Source organism: Marinospirillum sp. (assembly GCF_014859565.1).
The window spans coordinates 1-22,254 of the sequence record NZ_JACUUA010000047.1 but is presented as its reverse complement, the minus strand read 5'-3'; the positions used below and the strand labels follow the sequence as shown (position 1 = coordinate 22,254).

The 22,254-nt window shown below is 51.3% G+C and carries 19 protein-coding genes; 9 read left to right on the top strand and 10 right to left on the bottom strand.

Features of this window, described 5'->3' with window-relative positions; all coding sequences use genetic code 11:
* Positions 1 to 197: 197 nt before the first annotated feature.
* From IBX50_RS08380 to gltA, 3 genes are all read right to left on the bottom strand, one after another.
* The gene (locus IBX50_RS08380; protein ID WP_292254994.1) at positions 198 to 2,042 is read right to left on the bottom strand and encodes a flagellar brake protein; all 1,845 of its coding nucleotides are present in this window, start codon (positions 2,040 to 2,042) and stop codon (positions 198 to 200) included.
* Between the two features lie 141 nt (positions 2,043 to 2,183).
* Positions 2,184 to 3,077, bottom strand: a complete 894-nt coding sequence (locus IBX50_RS08375) for an NAD(P)-dependent oxidoreductase (RefSeq protein ID WP_292254990.1) — start codon at positions 3,075 to 3,077, stop codon at positions 2,184 to 2,186.
* A gap of 109 nt (positions 3,078 to 3,186) precedes the next feature.
* Positions 3,187 to 4,467: a citrate synthase gene (gene gltA, locus IBX50_RS08370; RefSeq protein ID WP_292254989.1), complete on the bottom strand. Its 1,281-nt coding sequence runs from the start codon at positions 4,465 to 4,467 to the stop codon at positions 3,187 to 3,189.
* A gap of 361 nt (positions 4,468 to 4,828) precedes the next feature.
* Between gltA and sdhC the strand changes: the two genes are divergently transcribed.
* From sdhC to sucD, 9 genes are all read left to right on the top strand, one after another.
* Positions 4,829 to 5,206: a succinate dehydrogenase, cytochrome b556 subunit gene (sdhC, locus tag IBX50_RS08365; protein WP_292254988.1), complete on the top strand. Its 378-nt coding sequence runs from the start codon at positions 4,829 to 4,831 to the stop codon at positions 5,204 to 5,206.
* Positions 5,200 to 5,547, top strand: a complete 348-nt coding sequence (sdhD, locus tag IBX50_RS08360; protein WP_292254986.1) for a succinate dehydrogenase, hydrophobic membrane anchor protein — start codon at positions 5,200 to 5,202, stop codon at positions 5,545 to 5,547. The genes sdhC and sdhD overlap by 7 nt, the downstream gene beginning before the upstream one ends.
* Positions 5,548 to 5,550: 3 nt before the next feature.
* Positions 5,551 to 7,338 carry a succinate dehydrogenase flavoprotein subunit gene (gene sdhA / locus IBX50_RS08355; RefSeq protein ID WP_292254984.1) on the top strand — a complete coding sequence of 596 codons (1,788 nt, stop codon included), beginning with the start codon at positions 5,551 to 5,553 and terminating at the stop codon, positions 7,336 to 7,338.
* Positions 7,339 to 7,364: 26 nt separating this feature from the next.
* Entirely contained in the window at positions 7,365 to 8,069 is a 705-nt protein-coding gene (locus IBX50_RS08350; protein WP_292254983.1) for a succinate dehydrogenase iron-sulfur subunit, read from the top strand.
* Positions 8,070 to 8,359: 290 nt separating this feature from the next.
* A complete protein-coding gene (locus IBX50_RS08345; RefSeq protein WP_292254992.1) occupies positions 8,360 to 11,194 on the top strand; it encodes a 2-oxoglutarate dehydrogenase E1 component in 2,835 nt (944 codons plus the stop codon).
* Positions 11,195 to 11,265: 71 nt separating this feature from the next.
* Positions 11,266 to 12,465 (top strand): 2-oxoglutarate dehydrogenase complex dihydrolipoyllysine-residue succinyltransferase, encoded by a 1,200-nt coding sequence (gene odhB / locus IBX50_RS08340; RefSeq protein ID WP_292254981.1) that lies wholly within the window; start codon positions 11,266 to 11,268, stop codon positions 12,463 to 12,465.
* Positions 12,466 to 12,512: 47 nt separating this feature from the next.
* Complete coding sequence (gene lpdA / locus IBX50_RS08335) at positions 12,513 to 13,949, top strand: dihydrolipoyl dehydrogenase (RefSeq protein WP_292254979.1); 1,437 nt, start codon at positions 12,513 to 12,515, stop codon at positions 13,947 to 13,949.
* A 140-nt stretch (positions 13,950 to 14,089) separates the two neighbouring features.
* Positions 14,090 to 15,256: an ADP-forming succinate--CoA ligase subunit beta gene (gene sucC, locus IBX50_RS08330; RefSeq protein ID WP_292254978.1), complete on the top strand. Its 1,167-nt coding sequence runs from the start codon at positions 14,090 to 14,092 to the stop codon at positions 15,254 to 15,256.
* Positions 15,256 to 16,128 carry a succinate--CoA ligase subunit alpha gene (sucD, locus tag IBX50_RS08325; RefSeq protein ID WP_292254977.1) on the top strand — a complete coding sequence of 291 codons (873 nt, stop codon included), beginning with the start codon at positions 15,256 to 15,258 and terminating at the stop codon, positions 16,126 to 16,128. Before sucC ends, sucD begins: the two co-directional genes overlap by 1 nt.
* Positions 16,129 to 16,588: 460 nt before the next feature.
* Here sucD and nifM read toward each other — a convergent pair whose 3' ends face one another.
* Genes nifM through IBX50_RS08290 form a run of 7 tightly spaced genes read right to left on the bottom strand, consistent with a single transcriptional unit; the run spans position 16,589 to position 21,960 of the window.
* On the bottom strand, positions 16,589 to 17,428 hold the full coding sequence (gene nifM, locus IBX50_RS08320) for a nitrogen fixation protein NifM (protein ID WP_292254975.1): 840 nt from the start codon (positions 17,426 to 17,428) through the stop codon (positions 16,589 to 16,591).
* On the bottom strand, positions 17,412 to 17,900 hold the full coding sequence (locus tag IBX50_RS08315) for a nitrogen fixation protein NifZ (RefSeq protein ID WP_292254974.1): 489 nt from the start codon (positions 17,898 to 17,900) through the stop codon (positions 17,412 to 17,414). The genes nifM and IBX50_RS08315 overlap by 17 nt, the downstream gene beginning before the upstream one ends.
* Positions 17,897 to 18,241, bottom strand: coding sequence for a nitrogenase-stabilizing/protective protein NifW (locus IBX50_RS08310; protein ID WP_292254973.1), 345 nt, complete (start codon positions 18,239 to 18,241; stop codon positions 17,897 to 17,899). Before IBX50_RS08310 ends, IBX50_RS08315 begins: the two co-directional genes overlap by 4 nt.
* A 7-nt stretch (positions 18,242 to 18,248) precedes the next feature.
* A complete protein-coding gene (nifV, locus tag IBX50_RS08305) occupies positions 18,249 to 19,400 on the bottom strand; it encodes a homocitrate synthase (RefSeq protein WP_292254972.1) in 1,152 nt (383 codons plus the stop codon).
* A gap of 25 nt (positions 19,401 to 19,425) precedes the next feature.
* The gene (nifS, locus tag IBX50_RS08300; RefSeq protein WP_292254971.1) at positions 19,426 to 20,625 is read right to left on the bottom strand and encodes a cysteine desulfurase NifS; all 1,200 of its coding nucleotides are present in this window, start codon (positions 20,623 to 20,625) and stop codon (positions 19,426 to 19,428) included.
* Positions 20,626 to 20,627: 2 nt separating this feature from the next.
* Entirely contained in the window at positions 20,628 to 21,623 is a 996-nt protein-coding gene (nifU, locus tag IBX50_RS08295; protein ID WP_292254970.1) for a Fe-S cluster assembly protein NifU, read from the bottom strand.
* A gap of 13 nt (positions 21,624 to 21,636) precedes the next feature.
* Positions 21,637 to 21,960 carry an iron-sulfur cluster assembly accessory protein gene (locus IBX50_RS08290; protein WP_292254969.1) on the bottom strand — a complete coding sequence of 108 codons (324 nt, stop codon included), beginning with the start codon at positions 21,958 to 21,960 and terminating at the stop codon, positions 21,637 to 21,639.
* Positions 21,961 to 22,254: the final 294 nt, after the last annotated feature.

Here is a 22,254-nt window from a genome sequence, read left to right as displayed (position 1 = left end):
AGTGATTGGCTTTTTTGTGCTTTAGATTTATATCTTTGTTGGTGGTTTTTAGTCTGAGAGCACCATGATCAAAGGACTTGGGATGATGCTGTACAAAAAACGTTCATGTCTGTTGGTGTACTGTGTTTGATGGGTTGCGGGGTTGTGACAAGATCTTGTACACCTTCTTATCCACATGAACTGTGGATAAGAAGGTGTCAGAGCTCATCCAGTAAAACGTCATTCATCAGGCGGTAGCGGGTGGGATCTTCAGGTGCCACAATTTTTCCCATTGTAGCACTGGAGCCAACTTCAACATCGCGCATTGGTAGGTTTTGAGAGGTATTTTTGTTAAAGACCAGTCGTACAACCTTTGGTTGATGATCTTCGTTGTGGCGTTTAACAAATGCAAGATCACCATTTTCAAAACTAACCAGTGATCCAATGGGGAAAAGCCCTTGGCGTTTGATTAGTTGTTGTGTGACTGCCAGGTCCAGCTGGTTTTTCATCGCCATCAGACGTTTAAAAGCCAATGCATGTGGCAGCCCGACACGATAACTACGACCATTGGTCATGGCATCAAATACATCAATTACTGCCGCCAGCTTGCCAACAGGGCTGATGGAGAGGCTTTTGAGGTGTTCGGGGTTTCCTGATCCATCCAGCCGCTCGCAGTTCTGTGTGGCGATATCCAGGGCAACCTCGGGGGTTCCTTGTTGGCGTGACAGGATCTCGCGGGTTAACAGGGAGTGTTTGTGCATAACCTTGGCTTCCTGTTCGGTCAGCCCGCCAACTTTTCCAATAATACGCTCGGGGATAAGACCTTTGCCGAGATCGTGACACAGGCCGGCGTAAATCAAGTTACGCAAGTAATCCTCATCCCTGGATTTTGGGTTGCTGACATTGTGCATGGTCTGGTCAGCCAGCAGTACACCCATGCTGACTGAATGTTCATACAGATAGTTATTGGGGGTGCGAATACGGGTGTAGAGAAGCAGTTCCTGGCGATCCTGCTGCAGGGCGCGCAATAGAATCTCTGCAGCCGTTTTGGCTTCTTTGAACGGAATAGGTTTTTTGTCACGTAATTGAATAACAAGCTGGCGTACAACTCCGACCGCATGGGTGTGTGCCTCACCAATCGAGAGTTTGTTCAGATTGGCTGAGTTATTGTCGTCTTGCTCACCTGATTTCTGGCTGTTGTCATCCTTGCCTTCTTTTCCGTCCGGACTGGTGAAAAGTTCAGAAGGTGGGGAGGATATGGAGTTTCCAGAGCTGACGCGGGCGTTATCGCGTTGCAGTTCAGTGACAACAAAAGAAATCTGGCGATCCAGCTTGGGGTTCATGTTAATGAACTGGCAACCTAGACTGCTGAGTTTCTTTTTTTCATCATAGGCCACATGACGTACAGCAATACCCAGATCAATCAGATGATTGTTGGGGAAAATCAGGTGGCAGCTGGTGTATTCGGTGTTTTTGGTCAGCTCTTCCCGCAAATCACCTTCAACTTCAATCTGCCCACCCTGCGCAGACAGGTCGCGCAGCAGGCCCTGGTAAGCCCATACAGCTTTTTGCGGAATGATATTGTCATATTCATCACGGATAACCGGCGGTGTTTGCACGCCGAGCCTGACAATAATTTCCAGTGACATGCGTATGGGGGCACGATAGAACTGACGGCGTTGTAGAAAATGCAGTTCATTCGGGAAGTTGATCTTGTAGATCGGACTGCCTTGTTTAACTGCTCTGCCGCTGGCCTGCATGCCGGTTGCGCTGATTTTGCAGCCATCATGAAAGCTGTCAAAACCAAAAGGAATGGCTTTAGCCATGAGTTCATCACCCCATTTTGGAGTGACTTCATCCAGCAGGAAAAAACCTTCCTTAAAGTTTACAGCCAGAACTATGCTGGTGTAGTGATCCGAAACGGAATCAAAATACAATTTGATAGGCGTGTGTCGAGATTCCAGTCGCCTTAACAAGCGATAGACTCCTTCCTTGGACTTGATCAGCTGTCCTTCAGGTTTTTTGTCGCTGGGTTCCGCTGCTGTGCCGGTTCTAGTTTCCATCTTGCCCACAAATTAACTGCTGGATTTAATGTCTGTATAATCAATAGTGCTTAATACCTGTTGCGGTAACAAGAATCAAGACTGAGCCTTTGATTTCGGATAAAAACAGGTCGTTGTATAGTTCTGTATTTTTAAGCCGGACTATTGTTTCGAAGAATAACCTTGCAAACGTTTCAGCAGGCTGGAAGTATCCCAGCGTCCACCACCCATTTGCTGCACTTCAGCATAAAGTTGATCAACCAGTGCGGTGACCGGTAACTGGACACCCAGATTTCTTGCCTGAATCAGACAAATGTCCAAATCTTTACGCATCCAGTTTACCGCAAAACCGTGTTCATATTCATCAGCAATCATGGTTTTGTGGCGGTTGGCCATTTGCCAGGAGCCTGCTGCTCCAAGGCTAATAACATCAATCACCTTTTGCTGATCCAGCCCGGCCTGCTTTGCAAAATTCAGGCCTTCTGCCAGGGCTTGAACCAGGCCGCCAATACAAATTTGATTAACCATTTTGGTGAGTTGCCCGCTACCAGATGGTCCCATCAGAGTTACGGCGCGGGCAAAAACCTGCATAATGGGTTCAGCCCGTTTAAATGCCTGCTCAGATCCTCCCGCCATAATGGTGAGCTGTCCGTTTTCTGCGCCCTGCTGTCCACCGGAAACAGGCGCATCAATAAACTCGATCTGTTGTTCGCTGCAACGTTCTGCCATTTCTCTGGCGAGGGTAGCGGAGGCTGTGGTGTGATCAATGATTAGGCTGCCGGGACGCAGGGTTTTTAAAACACCCTGGTCGCCGCAAATCACTTCACGAACGTCTTCATCCTTGCCGACACACAGCAGCACAATATCTGCTTCTGCAGCGGCTTCTGCTGGAGTGGCTGCAGCGGTATGTCCAGGGTGGGCGGCTGCCCATTGTATGGCTTTTTTATTGCTGCGATTAAATACTGTCAGTTGATGTCCTGCTTTGTCAAGGTGGCCCGCCATCGGGCCACCCATGACTCCAAGTCCAATAAAAGCGATTTTTTGTGCTGAGGCCATCTTCTGCTCCCGATCTGAGTATGCGCCAAGATTAAAGGCACCAAGCCTTGTGAGCAACCATTAAAAAGGCTGCCTTGCGGCAGCCTTTTGTGTAGCGGCAACTAGATGTTCAGCGAGCCGGGTAGTCGCGCTGAGGTGAACCAGTATAAAGCTGACGCGGACGACCAATTTTGTAGTCGTTGCTGATCATTTCATTCCAGTGGGAAATCCAGCCAATGGTACGGCTCATGGCGAAAATTACCGTGAACATATTGGTGGGGATACCAATGGCTTTAAGAATGATGCCGGAATAAAAGTCGACATTCGGGTAGAGACTGCGATCTTTGAAGTATTCGTCTTCCAGGGCAATCTGTTCCAGACGCTTGGCAATTTTTAACTGTGGATCATCGGCCATGCCCAGTTCCTGCAGTACTTCATCACAGGTCTGTTTCATAACCTTGGCACGTGGGTCAAAGTTGCGGTAAACGCGGTGACCAAAGCCCATCAGTTTGAAAGGATCATCTTTGTCTTTGGCGCGAGCAACAAATTCTTCGATGCGAGACTCGTCACCAATTTCATCCAGCATGGTGAGTACTGCTTCGTTGGCACCGCCGTGGGCAGGGCCCCAGAGTGCAGCAATACCCGCTGCAATACAGGCGAAGGGGTTGGCGCCAGTGGAGCCAGCCAGACGTACAGTGGAGGTGGAGGCGTTCTGCTCGTGGTCAGCGTGCAGCATGAAAATACGATCCATGGCCTTGGCAAAGATCGGATTAACCTTGTATTCCTCGCAGGGTGTAGCAAACATCATGTGCAGGAAGTTTTCTGCGTAGGTCAGATCATTGCGTGGATAAACAAAAGGCTGACCAGTGGAATATTTAAAACACATGGCAGCAATGGTCGGCATTTTGGCGATTAGGCGGTGTGCAGACACTTCACGGTGATAAGCATCACTGATATCCATCGCTTCATGATAAAAAGCTGAAAGCGCACCAACAACACCACACATAACAGCCATCGGGTGAGCATCACGACGGAAGCCTTTGAAGAACTGGGTCAGCTGCTCATGCACCATGGTATGGCGGCGAATGGTGTTTTCAAATTTGTCACGCTGGGCAGGTGTCGGTAATTCACCGTTCAGCAGCAGGTAACAGAGCTCCACGTAATCGGACCGTTCGGCCAGCTGATCAATGGGATAACCACGATGCAGAAGAATGCCCTGACCACCATCAATGTAGGTGATTTTGGATTCGCAGGATGCGGTTGCCAAAAAGCCTGGATCATAAGTGAACATGCCGGTTGAACCCAGGCTGCGCACATCAATCACGTCCGGTCCAACAGTACCGCTCAGGATCGGTAGTTCAACACCTTGGTCAAGACCATCAACGGTCAATACTGCTTTCTTGTCAGCCATAAGGCCTCCTTATTTATTTTGGTCACGCTTGCCTAACTGAAAATCAAGGTGGCATCACTATAGAAGGCTTAAATCTCTTGTCAATTACGCTAAATGGCTAGGGTAATCGTCCTCAGGGTTGCTAGAATGCGCCACGCCTAGGTTCAGAGTAGGCTGTAAGATTCGCTTATTTTGATGCGGTGCACAACCTTTGGCTAGATTGCGTAAGCATTTTTGGGTTCCTATAATCAGCGACCTGCACCAGGGGGATGAGTGCTTGATCAGAAGATACAGGAGCAACTGTGTGTTCTGCGAGCGCTTTTAAATACAATCGCTTGTTGCCGGGGAAACCTGTGCAAGCACCATAAGAGTGTGTAGAGCCGTGAAAAGCAAAAGACCTGTAAACCTCGATATATCGACGATAAAGCTCCCTTTATCAGCGCTGACATCAATCACTCACCGTATCACCGGTGTGATTATGTTTGTTGGCCTGATTTTCATGTTCTGGGCACTGGAAGTGTCTCTCTCCTCACCGGAGGGCTTTGAGAGTGTGAAAACTGTTCTGCAGCAGAATTTCCTGGCCAAGTTTGTGCTCTGGGGTCTGCTGTCTGCACTGGCTTATCACTGTGTAGCCGGTTTTAAACACCTGATCATGGATCTGGATATTGGTGTCACACTTGAGGGTGGGCACAAGATGTCTCAGGCGGTTGTGATTGTTTCTGTTGTTCTCATTCTGCTGGCAGGAGTCTGGGTATGGTAACCAATATCACCAATTTTGGTCGCAGCGGCTTGGCTGACTGGCTGATGCAGCGCGCCACAGCCGTTATTCTGCTGGCCTACACCCTGTTCATGGTTGGTTTTTTTCTGGTGAATCCGAATCTGGATTACCTGACTTGGTCAACACTCTTCCAGTGCACCTGGATGCGTATTTTCAGCATGCTGGCACTGTTATCGATTGCTGCGCACGCCTGGATTGGCCTGTGGACAGTGGCAACCGACTACATCAAGCCAACGGGCATCCGCCTTGTGTTCCAGCTGTTTGTTATTCTGGCGCTTTTTGCCTTTGTGGTCTGGGGCGTTCAAGTTTTGTGGGGAGTTTAATTCATGTCAGCACTTCGTACTCTAGAGTTTGATGCCATCATCGTTGGTGGTGGTGGTTCAGGCCTGCGTGCCGGTTTACAGCTGGCACAATCTGGTCGCAAAACAGCCGTTATTTCCAAAGTATTCCCAACCCGTTCACACACGGTGTCTGCTCAGGGTGGTATCACCTGTGCCATCGCATCTGATGATCCGAACGATGACTGGCGTTGGCACATGTACGATACCGTCAAGGGTTCCGACTATATCGGAGACCAGGACGCGATCGAATACATGTGTAACGAAGGCCCCAAGGCTGTTTTTGAGCTGGAGCACATGGGTCTGCCCTTTTCTCGTACCGATGAAGGTCGTATTTATCAGCGTCCTTTTGGTGGTCAGTCCAAAGACTTCGGCAAGGGTGGTCAGGCATCGCGGACCTGTGCTGCTGCTGACCGTACCGGTCACGCCCTGCTGCATACTCTTTACCAGGGTAACCTGAAAAACAACACCACCTTTCTGAACGAATGGTATGCCGTTGATCTGGTGAAAAACGCCACCAATGATGTAGTGGGTTGTATTGCCCTGTGCATCGAAACTGGCGAAACCGTGTTTGTCAAAGCCAAGGCCACCGTACTGGCAACGGGTGGAGCAGGCCGTATTTATGCCTCCACCACCAACGCTCTGATCAATACCGGTGACGGTATCGGTATGGCGCTGCGCGCCGGTTTTGCCATGCAGGATATGGAAATGTGGCAGTTCCACCCCACTGGCATCTGGGGCGCTGGCACACTGGTCACTGAAGGTTGCCGTGGTGAAGGTGGTTACCTGATCAATAAAGACGGTGAGCGCTTCATGGAGCGTTATGCGCCCAATGCCAAAGATCTGGCAGGTCGTGATGTGGTTGCCCGCTCCATGGTTCTGGAAATCCTGGAAGGTCGGGGTGCCGGTGAGAAGGGTGACCATGTGTTCCTGAAACTGGATCACCTGGGTGAAGAGGTACTGAACAAGCGCCTGCCTGGTATCCTTGAGTTGTCCAAAACCTTTGCTCACGTGGATCCGGTCAAGGCTCCAATTCCTGTGGTGCCAACCTGTCACTACATGATGGGTGGTATTCCAACCAATATCCATGGTCAGGCTATCACTGTTGATGCCAACGGCAAAGATCAGATCATTAATGGTTTGTTTGCCTGTGGTGAAGCAGCTTGTGTATCCGTACACGGTGCCAATCGTCTGGGTGGTAACTCACTGCTGGATCTGGTGGTGTTTGGCCGTGCAGCGGGTCTGTACATCGAAAAAGCGCTGGATCAGGGTATTCAGTACGATGAGGCATCCCAGTCTGACCTTGAGGCTTCTCTGGCGCGCATGAATCGCTGGAATGAATCAAAAGGTGGCGAGAGTGTACCGGCACTGCGTGCCGAGCTGCAGAACTGCATGCAGAACTACTTCGGTGTATTCCGCGATGGCCAATACATGGAAAAAGGTATTGCTCAGTTAAAAGATCTGCGTGAGCGGATTGGTCAGGCAAACCTGCAGGACAAGAGCAACGCTTTCAACACTGGCCGTATCGAAGCACTGGAGCTGGATAACCTGCTGGAAGTGGCGGAAGCAACAGCTATCTCTGCATTCGAGCGTCGTGAGAGCCGTGGTGCTCACAGTCGTAATGACTTCACCGAGCGGGATGATGCCAACTGGCTGAAGCATTCTGTGTATATGCCAACCACCAAAACTCTCGGTAAGCGCGATGTTAATAGAGCTCCCAAGCTGATTCAGGGTGACCTGCTGAAGCACTTTGAGCCTAAAATTCGTACTTACTAATCAGATTTGATGTTAGGAGAGTAAAGATGCTTCAGGTATCAGTTTATCGTTACAATCCGGAAACGGATAAAGCGCCTTACATGCAGGACTTTGAAATCGACACCAAGGGCAAAGACCTGATGGTGCTGGATGTTCTGCATCTGGTGAAAGAAAAAGACAATGGTATGGCTTACCGTCGCTCCTGCCGTGAAGGTGTGTGCGGCTCTGACGGTATGAACATGAACGGCAAAAATGGTCTGGCCTGCATCACCCCCTTGTCTGAGGTGGTGAAAGGCGGCAAGCTGATTCTGCGTCCATTGCCCGGTCTACCAGTCATTCGGGATCTGGTCGTGGATATGGGTCTGTTCTACCAACAGTACGAACGCATCCGGCCCTACCTGATCAATGACACTCCGGCTCCGGCCATTGAGCGTCTGCAATCTCCCGAGGAGCGCGACAAGCTGGACGGCCTGTACGAGTGTATTCTCTGTGCCTGCTGCTCCACAGCCTGCCCTTCATTCTGGTGGAACCCCGACAAGTTTGTGGGTCCATCCGGTCTGTTGCAGGCTTATCGTTTCCTGATTGATAGTCGTGACACGGCAACCCGTGACCGCCTGTCGGATCTTGATGATCCGTTCAGTGTGTTCCGTTGCCGCGGCATCATGAGCTGTGTGGCTGTATGTCCGAAGGGTCTCAACCCGACTCGTGCCATCGGCCATATCCGCGATATGTTGCTGTCTAACGCGACCTGATGCCTTAGCCCTTTAAAAAAAGGGGCTTATGCACCAAAAGTCGTGGGTAAAACCCTGTACCGGCACTGTCGTTTTTCTGCCAGTCGGGTACAATGCACAAGCAGAAGCCGGTGTGATCCACCGGCTTCTGCCTAAATAAAGTAACCATCAGGGGATACGGGTTTTCCCCGTTTGTTCACAAAGGCCAGGGGAACTGAGACAGCAAGATCTGCACAGGCTAGAAGCCTGATACAGAAAATGGCTCAGCGGTCGATGTGGATGGACTCCCCTTCATGCAGGGTGATAACAGAATGCAAGAAGGCAGCATGGAGTTTATGTGGAATTCCTCCCATACCTATGGGGGTAATGTCCATTATATCGAAGAGCTCTACGAAGAGTATCTGAACGATCCCAACACCGTACCGGAACAATGGCGTGAGTATTTCAACAAGCTCCCTCGTCCGGAAGGCGCACCTGTGCAGGATCTTCCTTTAACCCCCGTTCGCGATCATTTCTCCCAGCTGGCTCGTCAGCGCGTATCCCGCGTTGCCGGTGGCAGCCAGGATAATCCGCATGATAAGAAGCAGGTCAAGGTTCTGCAGCTGATCAACGCCTATCGTTTCCGTGGTCATCAGCAAGCCAAACTGGATCCGCTCGGATTAATGCAGCGTTATCCGGTGACTGATCTTGATCTTGGCTTTCACCAGCTCAACAAGGATGATCTTGAGCAGGAATTCCAGACAGGCTCACTTTTTATTGGTAAAGAAAAAGCGACCCTGCGCGAAATTCATGATGCAGTTAGCCAGACCTACTGTTCCACCATTGGTGCCGAGTTTATGCACATTGTGGATACAGAAGAGAAGCGCTGGCTGCAGCAGCGTTTTGAGTCAGTGCGCTCAAAACCTGATTACAGTCCCGAAGTGCGTAAGCACTTACTTGAACGCCTGTCGGCCGCTGAGGGTCTGGAAAACTATCTTGCTTCCAAATACCCTGGCACTAAACGTTTTGGCCTGGAAGGTGGTGAGTCCTATATTCCGATGATGGATGAAATCATCCAGCGTTCCGGTTCTTACGGTGTCAAAGAAATCGTCATTGGCATGGCGCACCGTGGTCGTCTGAATACACTGGTCAACATTCTTGGTAAAAACCCTTCAGAGCTGTTTGATGAGTTTGATGGCAAGAAAATGGTTGAGAAGGGTTCAGGTGACGTTAAATACCATCAGGGCTTCTCATCCAATGTGATGACTCCCGGCGGTGAGGTGCATCTGGCACTGGCTTTTAACCCATCTCACCTGGAAATTGTTTCTCCTGTGGTGGAGGGTTCAGTACGCGCCCGTCAGGATCGTCGTGATGACCAAGCGGGTCAACTGGTCATGCCAATTTCCATCCACGGTGACTCGGCTTTTTCCGGTCAAGGCGTGGTCATGGAAACCTTCCAGATGTCCCAGACTCGTGCCTACAAAACCGGTGGCACCATTCACATCGTTATCAACAACCAGGTGGGTTTCACTACCTCCAAGCCTGAAGACACCCGTTCTTCTGAATACTGCACCGATGTGGCAAAAATGGTGTCAGCACCCATTTTCCACGTGAATGGTGATGACCCAGAAGCCGTGTTGCATGTTACTCAGGTGGCTGTTGATTACCGGATGCAGTTCAAGCGTGATGTGGTGATTGATCTGGTTTGTTACCGTCGTCGTGGTCACAACGAAGCTGATGAGCCATCCGGTACCCAGCCGCTGATGTATCAGAAAATTGCCAAGCAGCCCAGTACCCGCAAAATCTACGGTGAAAAGCTGGTGGCTGCTGGTGTAATTACTGCTGAAGAAAACAAAAAATTCAGTGATGATTACCGTGATGCACTGGACAACGGTCAGCATGTGGCCAAGTCATTGGTCAAAGAACCCAATAAGGCGCTGTTTGTTGACTGGACTCCTTATCTAGGGCATGAGTGGACTGCTAAGTATGATACCAGTTTGGATATCAAACACTTGCAGGAACTTGCCGTTAAGATGTGTGAAGTGCCGGAAGGTTTCCAGATGCAGCGTCAGGTTGCCAAGATCTATGAAGATCGCCGCAAGATGCTCGCTGGTGGTATGGCACTGAACTGGGGTTTTGCTGAAGTGCTGGCTTATGCCACGTTGCTGGATGCCAACCATCCAATCCGTATCACCGGGCAGGACGTGGGCCGTGGTACCTTCTCTCACCGTCATGCTGTACTGCACGATTTTAATGATGCTCGTGTTTATGTACCGCTGCAAAACCTGAAAGAAGGTCAGCCACAGCTTGTGATTCATGACTCCTACCTTTCTGAGGAGGCAGTGCTGGCGTTTGAATACGGTTATGCCACCACTATGCCTAATGCACTGGTGATCTGGGAAGCTCAGTTTGGTGACTTTGCCAACGGTGCCCAGGTGGTGATGGATCAGTTCATCTCCTCCGGTGAAACCAAGTGGGGGCGTCTGTGTGGTCTGACCATGCTGCTGCCACACGGTTATGAAGGTCAGGGGCCAGAACACTCCTCTGCTCGTCTGGAGCGTTACTTGCAGTTATGTGCCGAGCACAATATCCAGGTTTGTACACCAACAACACCCGCGCAGATTTTCCACCTCTTACGTCGTCAGGCACTGCGCCCACTGCGTAAGCCGCTGGTAGTGATGTCTCCGAAGAGTCTGCTGCGCCATAAAGATGCCACTTCCACACTGGAAGATCTGGCTAATAGTCACTTCCAGACAGTCATTGGTGATCAAGGCAAACTGGATCCAAAAAAGGTCAAGCGTGTCATTCTTTGTGGTGGCAAGGTTTATTACGACCTTGCAGCCAAACGCGAAGAAACGGGTGCTGAAGATACCGCGATTGTACGTATCGAACAGCTCTACCCCTTCCCGGAAGATGACCTGGAAGCAGAACTGGCGCAGTACACCAATCTTGAGCATGTTGTCTGGTGTCAGGAAGAACCACAGAATCAGGGTGCCTGGTATTCGAGCCAGCACCACATGCGTAATGTGATCGGTCGTGTCAAAGGCGAGCTGTGTAACCAGCTCAAGTTTGCCGGTCGTCCTGCTTCTGCTGCACCTGCCTGCGGTTACGCCAGTGTGCACGTTGAACAACAGAACCGTCTGGTTGCTGACGCCTTTGAGGCATAACAGCAGGCAAACTCCAATACGTCCGGGCTTTAACGGCCCGGAACACAAGAATATGTTAGGAAAGGTATAACATGGCTATTGAGATCAAAGCTCCAACTTTCCCTGAGTCCGTTGCTGAGGGCACGGTTGCAACCTGGCACAAACAGCCTGGCGAAGCAGTCAGCCGTGATGAAATTCTGGTTGATATCGAAACTGATAAAGTGGTTCTGGAAGTTCCAGCGCCCGTTGATGGTGTACTGGAAAAAATCCTTGCCAATGAAGGTGATACCGTTGCTTCTGAGCAGGTGCTGGCTCTGGTTAAAGAAGGTGCTGTAGCTGCTGCGCCTGCTGCCAAGGCTGAAGCTGCACCGGCTGCTGCATCAGCTGATGATGCCGAAGTGGTGGGTGACAAACGTGTGGCTCCTGCTGCCCGTAAGCTGGCCGCAGAAAAAGGTTTGGATCTGAATAACATTCAGGGCAGTGGTAAGGGTGGAATGATCACCAAAGAAGACGTGATGAAGGCTGGCAGCGCACCTGTAGCTAAGGCAGCTGCTGCTGCTCCAGTACAGGTTTCTGTTGCACCTGGCGAGCGTATCGAGAAGCGTGTCCCCATGAGTCGTATGCGTCAAACCATTGCCAAGCGTCTAGTTCAGGCTCAACAAACGGCTGCAATGCTGACCACCTACAATGAAGTGGACATGAAGCCGGTCATGGAATTGCGCAAGCAGTACAAAGATCTGTTCGAGAAGCGTCACAATGGTGTGCGTCTGGGCTTTATGTCTTTCTTTGTAAAAGCAGCAACGGAAGCACTGAAGCGTTTCCCTGATGTGAATGCCTCCATTGATGGCACCGACATTGTTTACCACGGTTATCAGGACATCGGTGTAGCTGTTTCCACCGAACGTGGTCTGATGGTTCCTGTGCTGCGCGATTGTGACTCCATGAACCTGGCTGATATCGAAGGCACCATTGCTGATTTTGGCAAGCGTGGCCGTGAAGGTAAAATTGGCATTGATGATCTGCAGGGTGGTACCTTCACTATCACCAACGGCGGTGTGTTCGGTTCACTGATGTCCACTCCGATCATTAACCCGCCACAAACAGCCATTCTGGGTATGCACAAGATCCAGGAGCGCCCGATGGCTATTAATGGTCAAGTCGTGATTCGTCCGATGATGTATCTGGCGTTGTCTTATGACCACCGGATGATTGATGGCAAGGATGCGGTACAGTTCCTGGTCACCATCAAGGAACTATTGGAAGATCCAGCACGTATCCTGCTGGATGTATAATGGCTGGAAGTGTTTTTATCCTGATACTCTGAAACAGGAACAGAATAATGTCTGATAAATTTGATGTAGTAGTGATTGGTGCCGGTCCTGGTGGTTATGTTGCAGCCATCCGTGCTGCACAGCTGGGTTTAAAAACCGCTTGTATTGAAAAATGGGTGAACAAGGATGGTAAAACTGTTCTTGGCGGCACCTGTCTGAACGTGGGTTGTATTCCTTCCAAAGTACTGCTGGAAGCCTCCCACAAGTATCACGAAGCTACACACGATTTTGAGACTTTTGGCATCGAAGCCAAAGACGTCAAAATGGACGTAAAAAAAATGGTGGGTCGCAAGGACAAAATTGTCACGCAACTGACTGGTGGTATTGCCATGCTGTTCAAAGCCAATGGTGTTGCTTCTTATGAAGGCACCGGTAAGCTGCTGGCAGGCAAAAAGGTTGAGGTAACCGGTCACGACGGTAATACCCAGGTTTTGGAAGCCGAAAACGTGATTATTGCTTCCGGTTCCGTACCCGTTGAAATTCCGCCGACTCCACTGACTGAAGGCTTGATTGTTGATTCCACTGGTGCACTGGACTTCACTGAAACGCCTGCGCGTCTGGGTGTCATTGGTGGTGGTGTGATCGGTCTGGAGCTAGGTTCTGTCTGGAGCCGTCTGGGTTCTGAGGTCACCGTATTTGAAGCCATGGATACCTTCCTGGCAACAACTGATCAGCAGATCGCTAAGGAAGTGAAAAAATCACTGACCAAACAAGGCCTGCAGATTGAACTGGGTGCCCGTGTAACAGCCAGCAAAATCAACGGCAAAGAAGTTGAAGTCACTTACACCGACGCCAAGGGCGAACACAACAAGGTGTTTGACAAACTGATCGTCTGTGTGGGTCGCAAGCCCTACACCAAGGGTGTGCTGGCTGATGATTCTGGCGTCTCTCTGGATGAGCGTGGATTCATCTATGTTGATGACCAGTGCCGTACTTCTGTACCGGGCGTTTACGCCATTGGTGACGTGGTCCGTGGTCCGATGTTGGCTCACAAGGCATCTGAAGAAGGTGTCACTGTGGCTGACCTGATTGCCGGTCACAAGGCTGAGATGAACTATGATGCCATCCCCGGTGTGATTTACACCTTCCCGGAAGTGGCCTCTGTTGGTAAAACAGAAGAAGACCTGAAGGCTTCTGGTGTTCCCTACAAGTCCGGCGTTTTCCCCTTCTCTGCCATTGGTCGCGCCATGGCCAACAACTGCACAGAAGGTATGGTGAAAATTCTGGCTCACGAAGAAACTGATCGTGTACTGGGTATGCATATTTTTGGTCAGAATGCCGGTGAAATGATTCACAACGGTGTAATTGCCCTTGAATTTGGTTCTTCTGCTGAAGATCTGGCGTTGATGTGTTTTGCACACCCAACCCTGTCTGAAGCAGTACACGAAGCAGCTCTGGCAGTGGATGGTCACGCCATTCACATGGCCAATCGCAAAAAACGCTGATTTTAATCAGTTTTAAAGTTTGTGGGTTCGCCTGACCGGCAACCCACTGGGGATACACCCTGTCAGGTCATTTGCTACAAGCGGGTGTTCTGATGGGGTGTATCAAGTCGCAAGTAACAGACAAAGACGGCATTGTAATTATGAACCTGCACGAATATCAGGGAAAAAAACTGTTCGCCGATTACGGTTTGCCTGTTTCCACCGGTTTTGCAGTAGATACTCCGGAAGAAGCAGCTGAAGCCTGTAAAAAAATTGGCGGTAACATGTGGGTCGTTAAGGCTCAGGTCCACGCGGGTGGTCGCGGTAAAGCGGGCGGTGTAAAACTGATCAAATCCGCTGATGAAGCGGCTGCTTTTGCCAAACAGTGGCTGGGTAAGAATCTGGTCACCTATCAGACTGATAAAAATGGTCAGCCCGTCAGCAAGATTCTGGTCGAAAGCTGCACCGATATCGCCAATGAACTGTATCTGGGTGCGGTACTGGATCGTGGTACCCGTCGCGTCGTTTTCATGGCATCTACCGAAGGTGGTGTGGAGATCGAGAAGGTTGCCGAAGAAACTCCAGAAAAAATCCTCAAAGCGATTATTGATCCGCTGGTTGGTGCACAACCTTACCAGGCGCGTGAACTCGGCTTCAAGCTGGGTCTGAACAGTGAGCAGATCAAACAGTTCACCAAGATCTTCATGGGTCTGGCCAAGCTGTTTACTGACAAGGATCTGGCACTGCTGGAAATTAACCCGCTGGTGATTACTGAAGAAGGCAATCTGCACTGCCTGGATGCCAAGTTGGTTATCGACAGTAATGCCATGTACCGCCACAAAGATTTGCAGGAAATGCGTGATCCTTCTCAGGAAGATGAGCGTGAAGCCAATGCAGCCAAGTGGGAACTGAACTACGTTGCCCTTGATGGCAACATCGGTTGCATGGTTAATGGCGCCGGTCTGGCCATGGGTACCATGGACATCGTTAACCTGCACGGCGGTCAGCCAGCCAACTTCCTCGACGTAGGTGGCGGTGCGACCAAAGAGCGTGTAGCCGAAGCATTCAAGATCATTCTGTCTGACAGCAATGTCAAAGCCGTACTGGTCAACATCTTTGGTGGTATCGTTCGTTGCGACATGATCGCTGAAGGTATCATTGGTGCCGTTGAACAAGTTGGCGTTAAAGTGCCTGTGGTTGTTCGCCTTGAAGGTAACAATGCAGATCTGGGTAAAAAGAAACTGGATGACAGCGGTCTGAACATCATTGCGGCCACCAGCCTGACGGATGCAGCTCAGCAAGTTGTTAAAGCGGCGGAGGGCAAATAATGAGCGTATTGATCAACAAAGACACTAAAGTCATCTGCCAGGGTTTTACTGGTGGTCAGGGTACTTTCCACTCTGAACAAGCGATAGCTTACGGCACCAAAATGGTTGGTGGTGTTACTCCCGGTAAAGGTGGCACCACTCACCTGGGTCTGCCAGTTTTTAACACCGTGAAAGAAGCGGTTGAAGCCACGGGTGCAGAAGCTTCCGTGATCTACGTTCCGGCTCCCTTCTGCAAGGATTCTATCCTTGAAGCAGCCAACGCGGGTATCAAGCTGATTGTGACCATCACTGAAGGCATCCCAACCCTCGACATGCTGGACTGCAAAGTGAAGTGTGATGAGCTGGGTGTGGTGCTGATCGGTCCAAACTGCCCCGGTGTGATCACTCCCGGTGAGTGCAAGATCGGTATCATGCCTGGTCACATTCACAAGCCAGGCAAGGTCGGTATTGTTTCCCGTTCCGGCACCCTGACTTATGAAGCTGTGAAACAGACCACTGATTACGGTTTTGGTCAGTCGACCTGTGTGGGTATCGGTGGTGACCCCATCCCCGGTTCCAGCTTCATCGACATCCTGAAGCTGTTCCAGGAAGATCCACAGACGGAAGCGATTGTAATGATCGGTGAAATCGGTGGTTCTGCCGAAGAAGAAGCTGCTGCCTTCATCAAGGCCAATGTCACCAAGCCTGTTGTCTCTTACATTGCCGGTGTTACTGCACCTGCTGGTAAGCGCATGGGGCATGCCGGTGCCATCATTGCCGGTGGTAAGGGTACCGCTGATGAGAAGTTTGCTGCTCTGGAAGACGCGGGTGTTAAAACTGTGCGTTCACTGGCAGACATCGGTACTGCACTGAAAGAAGTGACTGGCTGGTAAGTCGCTGCTTGTTGTTTCCGGCAGATTGAGTTCTGCTGATAAAGCCGCCTGAGTTTACTCAGGCGGCTTTTTGTTGTGCGCCAGGCATGGCGCGTAGCGCCGCGACAGGCGCTGTTCCGATCACGCGTGGTGGCGGTCGGATGACTCGGTGGTGCAAGTCCACTACAGGCCCGATCAGGGGAACTGTTAGCCGAACGGCAAGGGTGTCCATCGCGAGGTGGAATCTGAAGGAAGCCGCAGTAGTAAGGAGGCGTGATCAGTCTACTGATTGCCAACGTCTACGGTGCCTCGGAAGGTATCGCAGACACGCCATTTTTTACATTCTGCCATTGATTGACCGTATGAGCGGCGTAGATCGTTGTGAAGCATTGTAAAAGAAAAAACCAGACAGGGGATGGATAGGAAAAGAAAAGCAGCCACCCGGAATAAACTGGATGGCTGGTTTTATACGGAGCAAGTGTTACAACTGCAGCATCCAGCGTTTCTGGAGTTGCTGGCGTTGTTTGTCCTGCAGGTGTTCGATGATTTTTGGGCGGGCTTCTTCAAGGGTTTTGCTTTCTGCGGGGATGATGGCTTCGCAGTAGAGCAGGTGATAACCCAGGGGTGAGCGCAGGGGTGGGCTGAGTTCTTCGGCCTGCATCTGAAACAGCGCCTGATCGAGTGCTTCAAACAATAGTCCCGGTGTAACAAGGCCAAGCTGCCCACCTTCCACCCCAGTCGGGCACTGGGAGTGTTGCAGGGTCAATTGTGAAAAAAGCTCCGGGCGTTTTAACAGGCGGGCACGTATTGCCTCCATCTGTTGCAACACCAGCAGTTCACCGGCATCAGCACGGTTTTCGTCCACGGTAATCAGTAAATGGCGGGTACGGCGTTTTTCCGGAATAGTGAATTTATCCAGGTTGCGGTGGTAAAAACGCGCCACATCTTCATCACTGATCGGTGTTGCCTGACTGGCTACTTTTTCCAGCACGGCCTCAAGGCGCAGCTCACGGCTCAATGCCTGACGGTAAGCAGTGGGTGTCAGTTTCACCAGCGCTAATGCCCGTTCAAAATCCTGCTCTTCTTCATAACGTCCGCGAATGCGTAACCAGGCATCGTCCAGTGTTGTTTCTGGCAGGCATACCTGCTGGCTTTCCGGTGAGGCCAGCACTTTTTCTTCCAGCAGATACTGGCGTCTGGCCTGAGCCATCACTTCCTGCAGCTGTTCACCTTCCAGTTCGTTCAGCTGTTTACCATGCTGGGCATCGGCAATTTTTAATGCCAGATAAGTGAGTGCCTGCTCTTCAGTCAAGTGTTGCATATTCAGCCTCCTTGTAACCCTCCTCAACGGCTTCCTGTTGACTCATCAGTGCCTGCTCCGGCACAGCCAGTACGTGACCGGGAAACAAAATGTGATAAGTCACTCCGACTTCGGAATCATCACGATTAACCTTTAACACTTCACCCACTGTGCCGGGTTCCACCACAATTTCACCCCGCAGTGACAAGGCCAGCCGTGAGTGCACCTTTTCACGGCTTTCAAAACGGCTGGGAGCCCAGGGTTCAGCTGCAAGCACCAGTTCTTCTTCACGGCAGCCAACCTGCAACCCTTCTTCGATAAAGTGCACGGTGTAGATGATCTGATCCTGCAAAAACGTGCCTATGTTGCGTACATGCCCGGTTTGCCCGCGGCGAATTAACAAGTCACCCTTGTCTTTACCGGGAAAACTGCCGTCGTTGCGTACATTACGGATCACCCGCACTTCATCGCCATAGTCATAAATCGGGTTCATTTCACACCTCCAATAGCACCCAGCGAGACAAAACCGCTGCCGGGCTGACCACGATTAAACACTTTTAATACCTTTTCCTGCTGAGCACTGGAGTGAACAAAACTCTGGTAGGCCTGTTGCAGCAGGGTTTGATGCACAGAAAAACGCTGATCCAGATCTTCTGGCAGGCTGGTTTTACTCAGCAGGTTATGAAAACGCTGCAGAATATGCAGGCGATTTACCTGCACCACACGGGCATCAAAATCGACTTGAAAAAACAGCAGAAAGTCTTCGGCGCTCTCCAGCTCCTGCAGAGCATCTTCAAAATCCTCAAGGGATTTAATATCTTCTGGACAGTTCATGCTCACCTCACACAAGGGTTGGAGAAAAGGGTAACCGGGATATTTCCTGATACAGACTCAATAACTCATTATCCTGCGGTGGTTGTTTGCATACCTTGCTGCGCTGACGAATGGCAATCAGCAGCAGTCTTGCCTGATCGGTACTAAGCTGCAGCCCCAGACCGGCATAACGTGCTTGTACCGCATGGCTGCCGGAGTGTTTGCCCAGCACCAACTGGTGACTGCGACCCAGCAAAGCCGGATCAACACCCTGATAAATCAGCGGGTCTTTTAACAGGCCATCCACATGAATACCCGCTTCGTGGGTAAACACCCCCTCACCCACCAGACTTTTTTGCCAGCTCACCGGACGACCGGAAGCCAGAGCCACCAGTTCGGACAGTTCTGGAAACGCAGTCAGGCTGATGCCGGTATTCATGCCATAGAGTTGATTCAAGCCCAGCACTACTTCTTCCAGTGCGGCATTACCGGCGCGTTCACCCAAACCATTCACCGTAGTGTTGATGTGGGTGGCACCGGCACGGGCAGCGGCCAGACTGTTGGCTGTTGCCAGTCCCAGATCATCGTGGGCATGCATTTCGATTTGCAGATCACAACGGCTGGCCAGTTGGCTGATACGATCAAAAACACCAAAGGGCTCCATGATGCCCAGCGTGTCAGCAAAACGGATACGACTGGCACCGGCCTGCTGGGCGGTTTCTGCCAACTGGTGCAGAAAATCCGGATCAGAGCGCGAGGCATCTTCACAACCAAGAATGATTCGATACCCAAGATCACAAGCACGAGGCACCAGCTCACGGATTTGTTGCAACACCCAGTCACGGCTTTTTTTGATCTTGCGTTCCAGGTGCAGATCAGAGGAGGCAATGGACAGATCCAGCCATTGAATGGGTAAACCGGCACTGGCGGTCAGGTCATCCGGGTGCATGCGTCCCCAGGCCACCAGTTCTGAGGAGAGATTTAATGCCGCAATGGCACAAATATCTTCCCGCTCCACTTCACCCATTGCCGGAATGCCTACTTCCAGCTCCGCTACACCCAGTGCATCCAGTTGGGTGGCAATGGCGCGTTTTTCATCCAGTGTAAAAGCCACCCCGGCAGTCTGCTCACCATCCCGCAGGGTGGTGTCATCAATGATGATGCGTCTGGGCTGGCTCATGGGTGGCTCCTGTTCATCTGGCGTTTCAGGCATAAGCCGGATCAAAGGCTTCTTCAACCGGTGCACCGTCTTTCCAGTAGGGCGACAGTTTGCGCAACTGGTCGATGATGCCCGGAATGACTTCAATCACTAGATCAATTTCTGCTTCTGTGGTGTAACGCGACAGCGAAAAACGCACAGTGCCGTGGGCGGCGGTATAAGGCAGCCCCATGGCCCGCATCACATGAGAAGGTTCCAGTGAACCGGAGGTGCAGGCGGAACCGCTGGATGCCGCTATGCCATGCTTGTTCAGCAGCAGCAGGATCGACTCACCCTCGATGTATTCAAACGCAATGTTGCAGGTGTTAGGCAGGCGGTTGTCCGGATCACCAGTAACAAAAGCATGACCCACCTGTGACAGGATTCCTTGCTCCAGCTTGTCCCGCAGGCGTTTGACCTCAGTGTTTTCGTGCTCCATTGCAGCCAGCGCCATTTCTGCTGCTTTGCCCAGTGCCACAATAGAGGCCGAATTTTCAGTACCGGCACGACGACCGCGCTCCTGATGCCCACCACGCAGCAGTGGGCGATAACGGGTGCCACGGCGCAGATACAACACACCAATACCCTTGGGTGCATGGAGTTTGTGGCCGGAAATGCTGAGCAGGTCAATTTTGGTGTTTTTTAAATCCATCGGGATCTTGCCCACCGCCTGCACTGCATCGGTGTGGAACATCACCCCGGCATTCCAGGCCATTTCAGCCATTTCCACCACCGGGAAAAAGGTGCCGGTTTCGTTGTTGGCCCACATCACACTGACAATGGCGGTCTGATCACTCAGCAGGCTTTGGTACTCATCCAGATCCAGCCGTCCTTTACCGTCCACCTTCAGGTAATGCACGGTGTAACCTTCTTTTTCCAGGTACTCACACAAGGCCAGCACGGCTGGGTGCTCCACCACGGTGGTGATGATTTCTTTGCGATCCGGCTGGGCCTTTAATGCGGAAAGAATGGCTGTGGAGTCACTTTCGGTTCCGCAGGAGGTGAATACAATTTCGGTTTCATGTTCTGCACCCAGCAACTGCTGGATTTGTTGACGAGCGGTTTTTAATGCCAGACCCACACGGTTGCCGTAACTGTGCAAGGAAGATGGGTTGCCAAACTGCTCGGTAAAATAAGGCAGCATGGCTTCCACAACCGCAGGATCAACCTGCGTGGTGGCGTTATTGTCCAGATAAACGGTGTTCATGTTTATACCCCCGTTGTGGCTGGTGCTTTACTAACGGGCACCAACTGGATGAATTCCTTCAACTCTTCCATCATCTGCTGCTGGATACCGCTGAGGGTCATACTCGCCATCTGACAACCACTGCAGGCGCCGGTCAGTTTGACGTAAACCGTACGGCCATCCACATCAATCAATTCGATATCCCCACGATCCCGCTGCAAAGCCGGACGGGAGCGTTCTATCACTTCCTCAATCTTGCGGATGCGTTGCAGGTTAGTCAGCTTGGGTCCGCCACTGGCTGCCGGTACAGCACCCGCTGCAACCACTGGCATTTCAATCTGGGTCAATGCGGCCATGGCATCGGCCTGCACCTGTGCAGCGCCCCCTACAGACGGTGCGGCATTCACCACCTGAGCGGTTTTACCGGCATCCACACTGAAGGTTTCGCCCCGCTCCGCCAGTACCTTGACTAGAATCTCTTCAATGCCTTCATGGCAGGCTGAACAGCCGCCACCGGCCTTGGTGTAGTTGGTGACTTCTTCCACGCTGCTGAGATTATTGGCACGAATGGTGTCTTCAATCAGCACGGCATCTATGGCAAAACACTTACAAATCAATGCGCCTTCTTCGTGATCATCACTCCAGACCTCACCCCGGTAGTTGGCTACGGCAGCCTGCAGGGCTTCACGCCCCATCACAGAACAGTGCATTTTTTCCGGCGGCAGGCCATCCAGATAATCGGCAATATCCTGATTACTGACCTTGAGTGCTTCATCCAGGGTTTTGCCCTTGATCATTTCGGTCAGTGCCGAAGAAGAGGCAATGGCTGAACCACAACCAAAGGTCTGGAAACGAGCATCCAGAATCACTTCACTGTCCGGCTCCACCTTCAGCATCAGGCGCAGTGCATCACCGCAGGACAGTGAACCCACATCACCCACCCCGTTGGCTTCTTCCAGCGCACCGGCATTACGCGGGTTGTAAAAATGTTCCTGAACTTTTTCGGAATAATCCCACATGATCTGTTCCTCCTCAGGCCGCAAATGACTTGCCGCAGTTGCAGGCAGCCTTGGCGTTAGGGTTTTCAAACTTGAAGCCGCTACCTTCCAGGCTTTCCACAAAATCCACGGTACAACCATCCAGCAGCGGATAACTGGTCGGGTCCACCAACAGGCTGACATCACCAAAAGGCAACACCTGATCATCTGCTGCGGGAGCTGTCTCCAGTTGCATGGCGTACTTGTGACCCGAGCAGCCGCCATCAGAAATGGAAATGCGCAGGCCTGCCACCGGCATACCGGCCTGTTCAATAAAGCGGGCGATGGTTTCCTGTGCCTTGGGGGTAAGGGTGATCATGACTAGCCTCCGAAACTCTTCTGGGTGAACAGCCTCTGACGGGCTGCATTACCCTGCTGTGGCAAAGCCTGTGCCAGTTTCGTAAAACCTCTAATCTATTGATGTGGCGCAATTTGTGGCGGGAGTACAACAAAAAATGGATGTATTGAAGAAGACTTGTGTGGGGTTTTGTCGGGTTTGAGACAAGAGTAAGTGCGCTTAAATCGACACCTTGGCAGGCGGGCTTTTCTTGAGGATATTTTACCTACTGCTCAGGCAGGTTGTGATGTCCGGATTTGAGCGGGGGTTTCAAGC

Coding starts and splice junctions, on each gene's coding strand:
- sucD (WP_292254977.1), top strand. CDS start 15,256: ATGAGCGTATTGATCAACAAAGACACTAAAGTCATCTGCCAGGGTTTT.
- IBX50_RS08290 (WP_292254969.1), bottom strand. CDS start 21,960: ATGATCACCCTTACCCCCAAGGCACAGGAAACCATCGCCCGCTTTATT.
- sdhA (WP_292254984.1), top strand. CDS start 5,551: ATGTCAGCACTTCGTACTCTAGAGTTTGATGCCATCATCGTTGGTGGT.
- nifM (WP_292254975.1), bottom strand. CDS start 17,428: ATGCAACACTTGACTGAAGAGCAGGCACTCACTTATCTGGCATTAAAA.
- nifV (WP_292254972.1), bottom strand. CDS start 19,400: ATGAGCCAGCCCAGACGCATCATCATTGATGACACCACCCTGCGGGAT.
- nifU (WP_292254970.1), bottom strand. CDS start 21,623: ATGTGGGATTATTCCGAAAAAGTTCAGGAACATTTTTACAACCCGCGT.
- lpdA (WP_292254979.1), top strand. CDS start 12,513: ATGTCTGATAAATTTGATGTAGTAGTGATTGGTGCCGGTCCTGGTGGT.
- gltA (WP_292254989.1), bottom strand. CDS start 4,467: ATGGCTGACAAGAAAGCAGTATTGACCGTTGATGGTCTTGACCAAGGT.
- IBX50_RS08380 (WP_292254994.1), bottom strand. CDS start 2,042: ATGGAAACTAGAACCGGCACAGCAGCGGAACCCAGCGACAAAAAACCT.
- IBX50_RS08315 (WP_292254974.1), bottom strand. CDS start 17,900: ATGAACCCGATTTATGACTATGGCGATGAAGTGCGGGTGATCCGTAAT.
- IBX50_RS08375 (WP_292254990.1), bottom strand. CDS start 3,077: ATGGCCTCAGCACAAAAAATCGCTTTTATTGGACTTGGAGTCATGGGT.
- odhB (WP_292254981.1), top strand. CDS start 11,266: ATGGCTATTGAGATCAAAGCTCCAACTTTCCCTGAGTCCGTTGCTGAG.
- IBX50_RS08310 (WP_292254973.1), bottom strand. CDS start 18,241: ATGAACTGTCCAGAAGATATTAAATCCCTTGAGGATTTTGAAGATGCT.
- sucC (WP_292254978.1), top strand. CDS start 14,090: ATGAACCTGCACGAATATCAGGGAAAAAAACTGTTCGCCGATTACGGT.
- nifS (WP_292254971.1), bottom strand. CDS start 20,625: ATGAACACCGTTTATCTGGACAATAACGCCACCACGCAGGTTGATCCT.
- IBX50_RS08345 (WP_292254992.1), top strand. CDS start 8,360: ATGCAAGAAGGCAGCATGGAGTTTATGTGGAATTCCTCCCATACCTAT.
- sdhD (WP_292254986.1), top strand. CDS start 5,200: ATGGTAACCAATATCACCAATTTTGGTCGCAGCGGCTTGGCTGACTGG.
- IBX50_RS08350 (WP_292254983.1), top strand. CDS start 7,365: ATGCTTCAGGTATCAGTTTATCGTTACAATCCGGAAACGGATAAAGCG.